The following is a 12246-nucleotide window of genomic DNA, read 5'->3' as shown; positions in this document are numbered from 1 at the left end:
TCAGTGGTCGTTCACGAACGGCCAGGCGCCGCAGCCGTAGCTGCACGCCGTGACGGTGAACTTCTGCCCCTCGGGCAGGTTGTAGACACCGCCGAGCGAAGCGCTCTTCGAGACGCAGCTGCCGCTCCCGCCGGTCACCCGGAACGAGTACCGCGTCGTCTCCCCGGTGCCGGGGCCGACCCACACTGTCGGGGTCTTGCCGTCCGCCTTCGTGTCGCAGGCGGAGATCAGGTCGCCGTGTTCCTCCACGTACACCTTGAAATCGCCGGACGCGCCGGACCAGACGTGGTCCCAGCCGTCGCCGGGCGGCACCGGGGCGGCCGAAGCCGTGCCCTGGAAGGCCAGTACCGCAAGTACACCGGACGACAGAGCCACCGCGGCGCGAATTCCCCTGTGGGCCTTCATTGGTTTTTCCTCTCCTGCCGGAAGCGATGGCGCAGCCTAGCGCGACGTTGATCGAGACGACAAGAGGATCGTTCAACAATTGCTGGCGGAGTTCAGGGTCGAGCCGCAGAAGGGTCTGGACTGCGGCATCGGGACTGGGGCGCCGGGACTGGGGCATCGGGACTGGGGCGGGTATGGGCGAGCCTGGGCTATCTGCGGCAGGTGTGGCGAGCCTGGGCTATCCGCGGCAGGGGCGGCGAGCCTGGGCTATCTGCACTGCGAGCACGTGCTCCGTGTTCGGCCTGCTGCCCTCGGCACCATCACCGGCCAGGGCAGGCTGCAGGTCAGCCCGGGGCAACCTGCGCACGCTCGGCGACAGCCTGCTGCCTCGGCACCATCGCTACGAGGCCGGGTACAGGCGTCCCATCAGTTCGAGGACCTCGTCGATCATCCGGCGCGCCTTCGCCTTCGACGACGCGGCCGCCACCTCGCGCCCCGCCTCCGTGGCCATCGCCGTCAGGCACAGCACCAGCATGTCCGACAGCGGCCGCGTATGGCCGTTCACCAGCGTCGAGTTCGCGTGCAGCCACTCGCGGAACCGCTGCCGCGTCAGCAGGCCGAACCCGGCGGGCCCGCTGCCGGACAGGAAGATCCGCGCCAGCTGCCGCTCCTCCCAGCACCCCTCGAGGTACGCGCGGGTGCCGGCGATGAACAGCCGCAGCGCGTCCTCCTCCCCCGCGGCCAGCGCGGTCCGGAACGCGCGCGCCGACCGGTGCTGCTGCCGCCGCGTGTACTCGTCGTACAGCGTGATCCACAGGTCCGACTTCGCGGTGAAGTGGTGGTAGAGGCTGCCGATGCTGGCACCCGCCCGGTCGGCGATGTCGACGAGCTTGGCGTCCTCGTAACCGGAGGCGACGAACACCTCGCGGGCTGCGTCGAGCAGGGCGGCGCGCGTGATCTGCGCCCGCGTGCTCCCGGTGGTGGCCTCGGTCATACCCCGATTGTGCCGGACCGCACGGCTCGCGCCGGTCCCGGCGTGACGTGAGCCCCGCCGGGACGCGGCGCCCACCTCACGCCGCCGGCACGCCGTTGGCCGGCGCCGCCGGTTGCGGCTGCGTGTACGGCACCACCGGTCCGTCACCGTCGTCGGTGGTCAGCGGCGTGCCGGACAGCACCTGCTGCCCGCCGCGGATGGTCGAGATCTGCCCGCCGGTGTAGCCGGCGTGCGAGTCGGGCCCGTACCGGAACGGCACCAGCCCGGGCCCGGTGAACCCGCCCTTGTTCAGCGCGTCGATCAGCCCCTGCCGCGTCAGGTCCTTGCCCGCGGCCTGCAGCACCTGCGCGAACGTGTACGCGTACGACATCGCGTAGATGACGTTGCCGTCGAACGGCAGGTTCGGGATGTAGGTGTCGTGCACCTTCTTGAACAGCTGGATCCACGAGTTCTGCGCGTTGCCGCTCGCCGGCAGGTAGGCGCTGCTGACCAGCCCCTCGACCAGGTCGCTGCCCTTGACCGACGCGCCGCTCTGCTTGGCGAAGTTCTCCAGCAGCCCGGCCACCGTCACCGGGTCCGCGCCCACGCTGGAGGCGACCAGCTGCGGGTTGTAGCCCAGCTTCAGCGCGGTCAGCTTGAACAACGCGGTGTAGGCCGGGATCGTCTCCAGCACCACCACCTCCGCGCCGCTGCGCGCGATCGCCGACACCTGGGCCGCGACGTCGGTGTTGCCCGGCTGGTAGGGCTGCCGCGACACGACCAGGCTCTGGTCGATGAACTTGTCCAGCCCCTTCATGCCGTCGGCGCCGAAGTCGTCGTCCTGGTAGAAGTAGGCGACCTTCTTGCCGGCGAAGTTCTTCGCGACGTAGTCGCCGAGGATCTTGCCCTCGACGGTGTAGTCGGGCTGCCAGCCGTAGGTGTAGGGGTTCTTGTCCGGCTGGTCCCAGCAGGTGCAGCCGGACGCGACGAACAGGTCCGGCACGCGCGAGCTGTTCAGGAAGTCCACGACCTTGGTGTGCGTCGGCGTGCCGAGCGCGCCGACCACCGCGAACACCTTGTCCTCCAGCACCAGCTGCTTGGTCAGGGTGACCGTGTTCGCCGGGTTGTAGGCGTCGTCGACGTACTTCAGGTTGATCTTGCGGCCGTGGATGCCGCCGCTGGCGTTGATGTAGTCGAACATCGCCTTCGCCGCGGGCCCCTGCTCGCTGTAGCCGGGCGCCGCGTTGCCGGTCAGCGGCAGGGTGCTGCCGATCAGCACCTCGGTGTCGGTCACACCGGGCGTGCTGCCGCTACCCGAACCTCCACCGCCGCACGCGGTCAAGGTGAGCGCGAGCGCCGCGGCGATCGCGACCGCCGCGCGCGGGCGTCTGGACAGGACCATCTCGTCTCCTTCAGTTCTTCCGGTTACGGCGGAGCAGGCGGCCGATCCGGCGCACCCCGGACTGGATGCCGCCGGGGAAGGCCAGGATGACCAGGATCAGCACCAGTCCATAAAGGACCAGCGGGATGTTGGCGTAGACCGCGCGCGGCAGGTCGGCCTGCTGCGCGAGGTCGGTCGACCAGTTCGGCAGCAGCGTCACGATCACCGCGCCGTACACCGCGCCGGCGAGGCTGCCGAGCCCGCCCAGCACCGCGGCGGTGAGCAGGGACAACGACAGGGCCAGCGTGAACGCCCCCGGCGCGGCCAGGTTGTTGACGATCGCGAACAGGCCGCCGGCCAGCCCGGCGCACCCGGCGCTGACGCAGAACGCGAGGATCTGGGTGCGGGCGACGTGCACGCCGGACAGGGCCGCGGCGTCCTCGTCCTCGCGCACCAGCCGCATGTCGCGGCCGAGGCGGCTGCGGCTGAGGTTGGCCAGCAGGAACAACACGACCACCAGGCAGATGCCGCAGATCCAGGACTGCCACCGCTCCAGCGGGAAGGTCTCCCCGAGCGACAGCGGCGGCACCGGCGGGCTGACGATCAGGCCGTTCGCGCCGCCCAGCAGGTCGCGCAGGCCGTGGTAGTCGGCCAGCGAGGGCAGCCCGACGGCCAGCGCGAGCGTCGCCCCCGCCAGGTACGGCCCGCGCAGCCGAGCCGCGGCCACGCCGACCAGCGTGCCGACCAGCGCGGTGCCCGCGGTCGCGACGATCAGCACCGGCGCGAGGCTCCACTCGGCGTTCTCCAGCAGCAGCGCGGCCGTGTAGGCGCCGACCGCGACGAACGCGCCGTGCCCGAGCGAGATCTGTCCACTGAGGCCGGACAGCACGGTGAGCCCGGCGACGGCGATGGCCGTGTAGGCGATCTGGGCCAGCTGCAGGTTCGCGAACGGGTCCAGCGCGATCGACAGCAGCCAGAACCCGAGCAGCCCCAGCACCGCCCAGCACGCGTGACGCAGCAAAGTGGACCGTCGCCACAGCGGCGCCGTGGACGCCTCCCGCTGGGGCGCCTGCGTTTCCGTCATCGTCATACCCGCCGCCTCGCTCCCGCGCCGAACAACCCGTGCGGCCGCACCATCAGCACCACGATGAGCACGACCAGCGCGCCCAGCGTCACGATGTCCGGGCCCAGGTAGCCCGAGACGAAGCTGAGCACCAGGCCCAGCGCGACCCCGCCGACGACCGCGCCCGGCGGGCTGTCCAGTCCGCCGATCACGGCGGCGGTGAACCCGAACACCAGCACCGCGTCGAACGCCGTCGGGCTGACGAACGTGCTCGGCGCGATCAGCACCCCGGCGACCGCGCCGACCACCGCCGCCAGCGCCCAGCCGACGGTCAGCATCCGGCCGACCCGCACCCCCAGCAGGCGGGCCACCTCCGGCGCGAACGCCGTCGCGCGCATCCGCAGGCCTGCCGAGGTCCGGCGGAACACCACCGCCAGCACCACCATCACGGCGAGCACCACGCCGACGATCCACAAGTCGTTGGGCGAGAACAGGATCTGGCGCCCGCCGGCCTGGAACCCGGCGATGGAGAACGCGGGCGGGTAGGACTGCGGGGTGCCGCCGAACACCATCCCGGCGACGCCCTGCAGCCCGACCAGCAGGCCGAACGTGACCACCACCGCGTCCAGCGGCGGCCGCTTCGCGACCGGCCGGATCAGCACCCGCTCCACGACCGCGCCGAGCACCAGCCCGGCGGCGATCGCGACGGCCAGCGCCAGCCAGTAGGACCCGCCGTGGCTGACCACGGTGTAGCCGAGGAACGTGGTGATCATCATCATCCCGCCCTGCGCGAAGTTCACGATTCGCGTGGAGCGCCAGATCAGCACCAGGGCCAGCGCGACCGCGGCGTACACCGCGCCGCTGGTCAGCCCGGCGAGCGTCAAGTCGAGGAACCGTCCCATCACATCTCCAGGTAGGCCCGGCGGACCCGGTCGTCGGCGGCCAGCCGGGCGGCTTCGTCGTCGGCGACCTTGCGGCCGACGTTGAGCACGACGGCGCGGTCGGCCACCGACAGCGCCGTGCCCGCGTTCTGCTCGACCAGCAGCAGGGTCAGGCCGGTTTCGGCGCGCAGGCGGCGCAGCGTCGCGACGATCTGCGCGGCGGTGCGCGGCGCGAGGCCCAGCGACGGCTCGTCCAGCAGCAGCAGGTCGGGACGGCTCATCAGGGCGCGCCCGATCGCGAGCATCTGCCGCTCACCGCCGGACAGGGTCTCCGCGCGCTGGTTCCGTCGCTGTTCGAGCGGCGGGAACAGCTCGAACATGCGCGCCACGCCGGTGCGCAGCCACGCCCGGTCGCGCCGCCACAGCCCGCCGAGGCGCAGGTTCTCCTCGACCGTCAGCTCGACGATCACCCCGCGCCCCTCGGGCACGTGCGCCACGCCCAGCCGGACCAGGTCCTCCGGGCCGTGCCGGGTGATGTCCCGGCCGCCGAGGCGCACCGAACCGGACTTCGGCCGCAGCAGCCCGGACAACGAGCGCAGCAGCGTCGTCTTGCCCGCGCCGTTGGCACCGAGCACCGCGGTGATCGAGCCGCGCTCGACCGTCAGGTCGATGTCGTGCAGCGCGCGCACCGGCCCGTACTCGGCGACGAGGCCGCTGACCTCAAGCATCGGCCGCCACCGCCTCGCCGAGGTAGGCGCGCTGGACGGCCGGGTCCTCCCGCACCTGGGCGGGCGTGCCGGTGGCGATCACCTCGCCGAAGTCCAGCACGACGAGCCGGTCGCAGAGGTTCATCACGAACTCCATGTGGTGCTCGACGAGCATGACGGTGGTGCGCTGCCGCAGCCCGCGCACGATGTCGGCGAGCTCGGTGATCTCGGTGGCGGACAGGCCCGCCGCGGGCTCGTCGAGCAGCAGCAGGCGCGGTTCGCTGATCAGCGCGCGGGCCAGCGCGACCCGTTTGCGGATGCCGTAGGGCAGGCTCGCGCACGGCCGCTGCGCGGCGTCGGCGATGCCGAACTGCTCGAGCATGCCCATCGCCTGGTCCCGCAGCCGCAGCTCGTGCCGCTCGGCCCACGGCGAGGCCAGCAGCGCGCCGACCGGGCCGGTGCGCGAGCGGTGGGTCGCGCCGGCGGCGACGTTGTCCAGCGCGCTGAGGTTGGGGAACAACCCGAGGCCCTGCAGGGTGCGGGCGATCCCCAGCCGGGTGAGCCGGTGCGGGCGGGGCAGGAGGCGGCGGCCGTCGAACGACAGCGCGCCGGAGTCCGGGCGGACGAACCCGCAGATCGTGTTGAACAGGGTCGTCTTGCCCGCGCCGTTGGGACCGATGACGCCGAGCACCTCCCCTTCGGCCACTTCGAGCGAGACCGCCTGGAGGACCCGCAATCCGCCGAAGGACACGTTCAGCTCGTCCACTCGTAGCAACGGGGCTTGCTGCGCCATTTCTCGCGACCACCGCCTCTTCGCAGGTGTGCAAAAACAGAATCAGGTTCGGTTTGGAGGGACCGTACACAGCCTGGGGCGTCTTGCACAGACCCTTCGGACAATCTGGTCAAGCGTGATCGAACAGAACCCAGTTCTGGACTTTTGCGGTGACCGGACCGCGTGCTATACCCGACGCGGGCGCCACGACGAGGTGGCGCACGAGCCCGGGGGTGCTCCCTTGCTGCGTGCACTGGTGCTGACCGCCGCGTGTGCGGCGTCGCTGCTCACCGTTCCGGCGGCGGTCGCGGCGCCGCCGCGGCTGACCGTCGAATCCGTCTCCAACCCGCACCCCGACCTGGTCAGCGGCGGGCAGGTGCTGGTGCGGGTGCCGGCCGCGCGGGACGTGCGGGTGACGGCCAACGGCCGTGACGTCACCGGCGAGTTCAAGCAGACCGGCGACACCCTGCTCGGCCTGGTCGGCGGCCTGCGGGACGGGACGAACGAGATCGTCGCGAGCGCGCCGGGCCGGGGACGCGCGAGCCTGCGGGTGACCAACCACCCGATCACCGGGCCGGTGTTCTCCGGACGGCAGCAGGAGCCGTTCTACTGCGAGACGCAGGCCTACGGGCTGCCGGCCGCGACGCCGCCGCTGTGCAGCGCGCCCACCCAGGTGAGTTACCAGTACCGCACGACCGGCGGGCAGTTCCGGCCGCTGGCCGATCCGGCGTCCCGGCCCGCCGATCTCGCGTCGGTCAACGGGATGCCCTACATCGTGCGGGTGGAACGCGGCACGATCGACCGCGCGGTCTACGAGATCGCCGCGCTCACCGACGGGACCGCGCCGTCACCGTTCACTGTGGAGCGCGGCTGGAACGAGCGGCTCGTCTACACCTTCGGCGGTGGCTGCAACTCCGGGTTCCACCAGGGCGCGTCGACCGGCGGGGTGCTGAACGACCTGTTCCTGTCCCAGGGGTACGCGGTCGCTTCGTCGAGCCTGAACGTGCTGGACAACAACTGCAGCCCGATCATCTCCGCGGAGGCGGCGATGATGGTCAAGGAGCACTTCACCGAGACCTATGGGCCGGCGCGGCACACGATCGGCTGGGGCGGGTCCGGCGGCGCGATCCAGCAGTACGACATCGCCGAGAACTACCCGGGCATCCTGGACGGCATCATCCCCGGCATCTCCTACCCGGACCCGCTGAGCACGGCCGGGCCGGTCACGGACTGCCGCCTGCTCAACCGGTACTTCGCCGGGGCGGGCAGCTCGTTCACACCGGAGCAGCGGCTCGCGGTGGCCGGGTTCCACACCTACAGCACGTGCGTCTCGTGGGAGCAGACGTTCGCCAACCGCGCGACGGCGACCGGCAGCTGCACCCTGCTGCTGCCGGTGTCCGAGCGGTGGGACCCGGTGTCCAATCCGGACGGTGTCATCTGCAACTCCAACGAGCAGCTGGTGAACCAGCTCGGGCGGGATCCGCGAACCGGGTTCGTGCGCAGCACGCTGGACAACACCGGGGTGCAGTACGGCCTGTCGGCCCTGCGGGCCGGGCAGATCTCGGCGGCGCAGTTCGTGGACCTGAACGCCGCCATCGGCGGGCTCGACTACACGGGCGCCCCGGTTCCGGCGCGGAGCGCGGCCGACCCGAAGGCGTTGTCGGCGGCCTACCGGTCCGGGTTGTTCAACTCGGCGTCGCTCGGGTTGCGCACGACGCCGATCATCGACCAGCGGACGGACCTCGACCTGGCCGGGTTCGGCGCCGACATCCACACCACGGAGTGGTCGTTCGTGATGCGGGAGCGGTTGCGGCGCAGCGGGGCGGCGGACAACCAGGTGATCATCGCGAGCCGGCCGGCGGACGCCGCGGTCGCGGCGGCTTACGAGCTGGACGCGATGGACCGCTGGCTGACGGCGATCGGGAACGACCGGTCGGGGCGCGGCGCGCAGCAGAAGGTGGTCGCGAACCGGCCCGCCGACCTGGGGGACGGGTGCTACGTGTCGGCGACCGAGCGCGTGCGGGAGCGGCTGACCTACCCGTCGAGCGGGCGGTGCGGTGAGCTGTTCCCGGTCGCGGCGAACACGCGTCTCGTGGCCGGGTCCGGGCTCGCGATGGACGCGCTGAAGTGCCGGTTGAAGCCGGTGGACTTCCGCGACTACCTGCCGGTCACGTTCACCCGGGAGGAGCAGCGGCGGTTGCGGGCGGCGTTCCCGGACGGGGTGTGCGACTGGAGCAAGCCCGGGGTGGGCGCGCGGAAGCCCGCCGGGGTCTGGCAGCGGTACTGATGACCGCGTCCGTCGACTTCGGGCGCCTGGTCCGGCGGCGGCCGTCCGCGGTGCTGCGGCCACGCTCGGCCGGGGAGGTCGGCGAGATCGTTCGCACCGCGGCCGAGGACGGGGTGCCGGTCGCGGCGCGGGGACGGGGCCATTCCGGGTACGGGCAGGCGCTGACCGACGGTGTCGTGGTCGACATGTCGTCGCTGGCCGCGGTGCACGAGGTCGCCGAGGACCGGATCGTGGTGGACGCGGGCGCCGGCTGGGACGCGGTGCTCGCGGCGGCGTGGGAGCGTGGCCGCACACCGCCGGTGCTGACCGACTACCTGAGGTTGTCCGTGGGCGGCACGTTGTCGGTGGGCGGGATCGGCGGGACGAGTTTCCGGCACGGGCTGCAGACCGACACGGTGATCGCGCTGGAGGTCGTCACCGGTGACGGGGTGGTGCGGACGTGCGGCCCCGGGGACGAGTTGTTCGCCGCGGTGCTGGGCGGGCTGGGCCAGTGCGGAATCATCACGCGGGCGACGTTGCGGCTGACTGGGGCGCCGCCGCGGATCAGCCGGCACGAGGTGGACTACGACACGGTGGCGGCCGCGGCGGCGGACCAGCTTCGGTTCGTCGAGGAGGGGCGGTTCGACTTCGTGCAGGGCCAGGTCCGCTTCGGCGAGGCGGGCAAGCGGGTGTTCCTGGAAACGGCCGCGTACTCCGGCGGCGACTTGTCCTATGTGGAGTTCCAGCACCGGTTGGACGCCGCCGAGGAGCTGCTGACCGAGACCGGGGCGTGGTTTCACCCGCACCCGTGGTGGAACTGCTTCCTGCCCGCGTCGAGGGCCGTGGGTTTCCTGACCGCGCTGGTGGAGCGGCTGACGCCCGCGGACCTCGGGCCGGCCGGGTGCGTGTTGTTCTACCCGGTGTTCACCGGTGAGGTGCACGCGCCGCTGGTCCGCCTGCCTGCCGATCGGGTCGCTTTTCTCGTGGCGATCCTGCGTTTTCCGCCGGATGACGCCGATTTGGTCGCCAGGCAGGTCGCCGAGAACCGCCGCCTCTACGAGGAGGCGCGCGACCTGGGTGGGTTCACCTACCCGGTCGGCGCGATCCCCTTCACGCAGGCGGATTGGCGCCACCACTTCGGTTCGCGGTGGCCCGCGCTGCGCGGGTGGAAGTCGCGTTACGACCCGGCCGGCGTGCTGACCCCGGGGCCGGGGATCTTCTAGCTCTCGGCGAGTTTTTCCGCCACCCGCGCGAGGCCGCCGCAGATCATGCGCCCGTAGCCGTCGTCCTGGAGGGTGTCGATGACGGCCTCCGCCGCGGCGAGGTGCTCGCGTGCCTTGGCGAAGTCGCCGAGGCGGCGGTAGACGTCCGCGAGGTTGAGGTGCAGGGAGGGGAAGAAGCCGTGCACCTCGGCGGGATCCGCGGCCTGCGCGACGTCGAGCGCGCGGAGGTCCCAGAACAACTCGTCGCGCGGCTCGTCCTGCCGGTCGGCGAGGAAGTGGGCCGCGGCGCAGCGGTCGACCGCCGAGCCCTCCTCCCAGAGCCGCAACAGGATGCGCTTCGCCTCGGCGGGTTCCTTGGTCATCGCCAGGGCGAGTTCTTCTCTCGACATGTCTCAACGATGCACCTTCGAGCACCTGGAAGGTCAAGCCGCGGCGCGGTCGAGTTTCGCGATGATCTCATCGAGATCCGCCTCCGCGGTGGCCACCGCGAGCCGCTCGTGGTCGTTCCACGGGAGGACCACCAGGGCGATCCGGTCGCACCTCACGACGACCTGCCGGGACGCCCCGCCGTCCAGGACGTTGCTCACCCGCAGCGCCAGGCTCTGCAGCACCGCGGCCATCGAGGCCAGGTACTCGGCGTCGGTGGGGTCCAGGCCGGCCGAGTGGTCCAGCACCAGACCGTCGGCGGAGAGCAGCACCGCGTGCCGCACCTGTGGGAGTTCGCGGACGAGACCTTCGATGATCACGTGCCGATCGTGCTGGCCCCCTCACGCAGGCCTTTCCCGCGGACGCACCATGGCGTGGTGTATCGCGGCAGCCGCAGCCTGCGGGTCGTCGGCGTAGAACTTGATCACCCGTGCCTCGCCGGGCCGGCCCAACGGGCGGGTGAAGGGCACCGGCCGGCTCAGCTCCAGCACGACGTTCGTCTGCCAGGACAGCGCCACCGTGAACGTCTCGCCATCCAGGTCGAACCCCGGCCTGCCCGAGTGGTCCTCGGTCCGTGCGCGCACCGCCGCGATCGCGCTCACCGGGACCCGCACGTCGAGGAACGCGCCGTACCGCACGCGGACCTCGTCCGCCGACACCGAGTGCGGGTACACGGTGATCGAGCAGAGCAGGCCGACCACCAGCAACAGCGAGTACAGCTCGACCGCCGCCAGGACGAGGTGCACCACGATCCCGAACCCGACCAGCGCGAACAGCAGCCCCTCGACCACGGTCAGCACGACGAACACGACGAGCAACGGCCGCTGCGCCCGCGAATAACCGGCCGCGACGGCGCAAGGCGCAAGCGCTTTCCGCCGCCGCAAGGCGAGTCCGATGGACGCGAGCAAACGGCGCTCGTTGCGCAGGTAATGCCCTACCCCCATGATCCCGACGCTACTCGTCGGACTCCAAACCCCGCCGCGGCAACAGCAGTGGCGTGCCGAGCAGCAGCACGCCGGACACCGTGATCGCGAACAGCGGGCTCGTCAGCGTCCCCAGCACGCCCCACCCCGCCATCAGCCCGGCCTGCAGCAGCTTGCTGCTCACGCTCCACGTGCTGAGCACCCGCGCCGCGTGGTCCGCCGGCGTGCGGTGCAGCCGTTCCGTCGCGTGGATCGGGTTGAAGACGCCCATGCAGGTGATCAGCAAGCCCTCCACGACGATCACCGTGACGAGCCCCGCCACGCCAGGGCCCACGAACGCCAGCCCCAGCGGGAAGATCGACCGCAGCCAGCCGGAGGCGGTCAGCACCCGGTGCCGCCCGTAGCGCCGCGCCAACCGGGCCGACAGCCGGGCGCCCGCGAAACCGCCGAGCGCCGGGACGCCGAACGCCAGCCCGTACTCCCACGCGGAAAACCGGTACTCGCCGAGCAGGAGGACCGCCAGGAGCGGCGTGGTGGCCATGATCAGTCCGCTGACCAGAATCGAATTGAGGAACAGCCGCCGCAGCACGGGATCCCGTGCGATCACGCGCGCGCCGGCGAGCAGGTCGGCCACGCGGAACCGCGCGACCCGGGGCGCCGCGACATCACCGCCGCGGATGCGCAGCACCCCGAGCGCCGACAGCAGGTAGCTCAGCGCGTCGGCCAGCACCGTCACCACCGGGCCGAGCAGGGCCACGAGCGCGCCTCCGACGGGCGGGCCCGCCGCGGTCGCCACCCAGCTCGTGCCCTCGAACCGCCCGTTCGCCGCGAGCAGCCGCGCCCGGGGCACGAGGTGTTTCAGGTACGCGCCGGACGCGGCGGTGAACGCGATGTTCGCGGTCCCGGCGACGACGGACACGACCAGCAACTGGCCGTAGGACAGCACATCGAAGGCGTACGCGGCGGGCACGCTGGCCATCGCGGCGAACCGGGCCAGGTCCGTCGCGATCATCACCGGCCTCTTGGGCCGGTGCTCGACCCACCACCCGAGCGGCAGCGCGCAGACCGCCGCCGCGGCGAGCCCGGCCGCCTCCAGCAACGACACCGCGAACGCCGGCGCGTGCAGCACCCGCACCGCGATCAACGGGAACGCCCCGAAGGCGAGCCACGTGCCGTACGTGCTCATCGCGTAGGCCGACCACAGCCGGCGAAGATCGGCTTCCACGCCGCAGATCACAGCGGGCAGG

Annotated in this window: 13 protein-coding genes; 2 read left to right on the top strand and 11 right to left on the bottom strand. The window is 71.9% G+C overall.

The genetic code is table 11. The features are described 5' to 3' along the window. From AMY39116_RS42265 to AMY39116_RS0305370, 7 genes are all read right to left on the bottom strand, one after another. A complete protein-coding gene (locus tag AMY39116_RS42265; protein ID WP_157358422.1) occupies positions 1 to 405 on the bottom strand; it encodes a hypothetical protein in 405 nt (134 codons plus the stop codon). A 379-nt stretch (positions 406 to 784) separates the two neighbouring features. Beyond that, on the bottom strand, positions 785 to 1378 hold the full coding sequence (locus tag AMY39116_RS0305395; RefSeq protein ID WP_017981298.1) for a TetR/AcrR family transcriptional regulator: 594 nt from the start codon (positions 1376 to 1378) through the stop codon (positions 785 to 787). Positions 1379 to 1454: 76 nt separating this feature from the next. Next, a complete protein-coding gene (locus AMY39116_RS0305390) occupies positions 1455 to 2759 on the bottom strand; it encodes an ABC transporter substrate-binding protein (RefSeq protein WP_020416672.1) in 1305 nt (434 codons plus the stop codon). A gap of 10 nt (positions 2760 to 2769) precedes the next feature. Beyond that, complete coding sequence (locus AMY39116_RS0305385) at positions 2770 to 3828, bottom strand: branched-chain amino acid ABC transporter permease (RefSeq protein WP_020416671.1); 1059 nt, start codon at positions 3826 to 3828, stop codon at positions 2770 to 2772. Beyond that, positions 3825 to 4703: a branched-chain amino acid ABC transporter permease gene (locus AMY39116_RS0305380; RefSeq protein ID WP_020416670.1), complete on the bottom strand. Its 879-nt coding sequence runs from the start codon at positions 4701 to 4703 to the stop codon at positions 3825 to 3827. The genes AMY39116_RS0305385 and AMY39116_RS0305380 overlap by 4 nt, the downstream gene beginning before the upstream one ends. After that, the gene (locus tag AMY39116_RS0305375) at positions 4703 to 5410 is read right to left on the bottom strand and encodes an ABC transporter ATP-binding protein (RefSeq protein WP_020416669.1); all 708 of its coding nucleotides are present in this window, start codon (positions 5408 to 5410) and stop codon (positions 4703 to 4705) included. The genes AMY39116_RS0305380 and AMY39116_RS0305375 overlap by 1 nt, the downstream gene beginning before the upstream one ends. Further along, complete coding sequence (locus tag AMY39116_RS0305370; protein WP_027935657.1) at positions 5403 to 6182, bottom strand: ABC transporter ATP-binding protein; 780 nt, start codon at positions 6180 to 6182, stop codon at positions 5403 to 5405. Before AMY39116_RS0305370 ends, AMY39116_RS0305375 begins: the two co-directional genes overlap by 8 nt. A 220-nt stretch (positions 6183 to 6402) precedes the next feature. Here AMY39116_RS0305370 and AMY39116_RS0305365 point away from each other — a divergent pair, with 220 nt between their 5' ends. Beyond that, complete coding sequence (locus AMY39116_RS0305365) at positions 6403 to 8448, top strand: DUF6351 family protein (protein ID WP_020416667.1); 2046 nt, start codon at positions 6403 to 6405, stop codon at positions 8446 to 8448. Beyond that, the gene (locus AMY39116_RS42260) at positions 8448 to 9650 is read left to right on the top strand and encodes an FAD-binding protein (RefSeq protein ID WP_020416666.1); all 1203 of its coding nucleotides are present in this window, start codon (positions 8448 to 8450) and stop codon (positions 9648 to 9650) included. The genes AMY39116_RS0305365 and AMY39116_RS42260 overlap by 1 nt, the downstream gene beginning before the upstream one ends. On the opposite strand, the gene AMY39116_RS0305355 is transcribed toward AMY39116_RS42260, so the two are convergent. From AMY39116_RS0305355 to AMY39116_RS0305340, 4 genes are read right to left on the bottom strand one after another with little or no spacing between them, the layout of a single operon-like run. Next, positions 9647 to 10039 (bottom strand): hypothetical protein, encoded by a 393-nt coding sequence (locus tag AMY39116_RS0305355; RefSeq protein ID WP_027935656.1) that lies wholly within the window; start codon positions 10037 to 10039, stop codon positions 9647 to 9649. The genes AMY39116_RS42260 and AMY39116_RS0305355 overlap by 4 nt on opposite strands. Positions 10040 to 10072: 33 nt before the next feature. After that, positions 10073 to 10396 (bottom strand): roadblock/LC7 domain-containing protein, encoded by a 324-nt coding sequence (locus AMY39116_RS42255; protein WP_020416664.1) that lies wholly within the window; start codon positions 10394 to 10396, stop codon positions 10073 to 10075. Between the two features lie 21 nt (positions 10397 to 10417). Further along, complete coding sequence (locus tag AMY39116_RS42250) at positions 10418 to 11020, bottom strand: hypothetical protein (RefSeq protein WP_063710135.1); 603 nt, start codon at positions 11018 to 11020, stop codon at positions 10418 to 10420. 10 nt (positions 11021 to 11030) lie between these two features. Next, positions 11031 to 12236 (bottom strand): MFS transporter, encoded by a 1206-nt coding sequence (locus AMY39116_RS0305340; RefSeq protein WP_020416662.1) that lies wholly within the window; start codon positions 12234 to 12236, stop codon positions 11031 to 11033. Positions 12237 to 12246: the final 10 nt, after the last annotated feature.

The sequence above is a fragment of the Amycolatopsis sp. ATCC 39116 genome (genome assembly GCF_000231075.2).
GTDB classification, from domain to species: domain Bacteria; phylum Actinomycetota; class Actinomycetes; order Mycobacteriales; family Pseudonocardiaceae; genus Amycolatopsis_E; species Amycolatopsis_E tucumanensis.
This window is presented reverse-complemented; position numbering and strand designations above follow the sequence as displayed.

Coding starts and splice junctions, on each gene's coding strand:
- AMY39116_RS42265 (WP_157358422.1), bottom strand. CDS start 405: ATGAAGGCCCACAGGGGAATTCGCGCCGCGGTGGCTCTGTCGTCCGGT.
- AMY39116_RS0305395 (WP_017981298.1), bottom strand. CDS start 1,378: ATGACCGAGGCCACCACCGGGAGCACGCGGGCGCAGATCACGCGCGCC.
- AMY39116_RS0305390 (WP_020416672.1), bottom strand. CDS start 2,759: ATGGTCCTGTCCAGACGCCCGCGCGCGGCGGTCGCGATCGCCGCGGCG.
- AMY39116_RS0305385 (WP_020416671.1), bottom strand. CDS start 3,828: ATGACGATGACGGAAACGCAGGCGCCCCAGCGGGAGGCGTCCACGGCG.
- AMY39116_RS0305380 (WP_020416670.1), bottom strand. CDS start 4,703: ATGGGACGGTTCCTCGACTTGACGCTCGCCGGGCTGACCAGCGGCGCG.
- AMY39116_RS0305375 (WP_020416669.1), bottom strand. CDS start 5,410: ATGCTTGAGGTCAGCGGCCTCGTCGCCGAGTACGGGCCGGTGCGCGCG.
- AMY39116_RS0305370 (WP_027935657.1), bottom strand. CDS start 6,182: ATGGCGCAGCAAGCCCCGTTGCTACGAGTGGACGAGCTGAACGTGTCC.
- AMY39116_RS42260 (WP_020416666.1), top strand. CDS start 8,448: ATGACCGCGTCCGTCGACTTCGGGCGCCTGGTCCGGCGGCGGCCGTCC.
- AMY39116_RS0305355 (WP_027935656.1), bottom strand. CDS start 10,039: ATGTCGAGAGAAGAACTCGCCCTGGCGATGACCAAGGAACCCGCCGAG.
- AMY39116_RS42250 (WP_063710135.1), bottom strand. CDS start 11,020: ATGGGGGTAGGGCATTACCTGCGCAACGAGCGCCGTTTGCTCGCGTCC.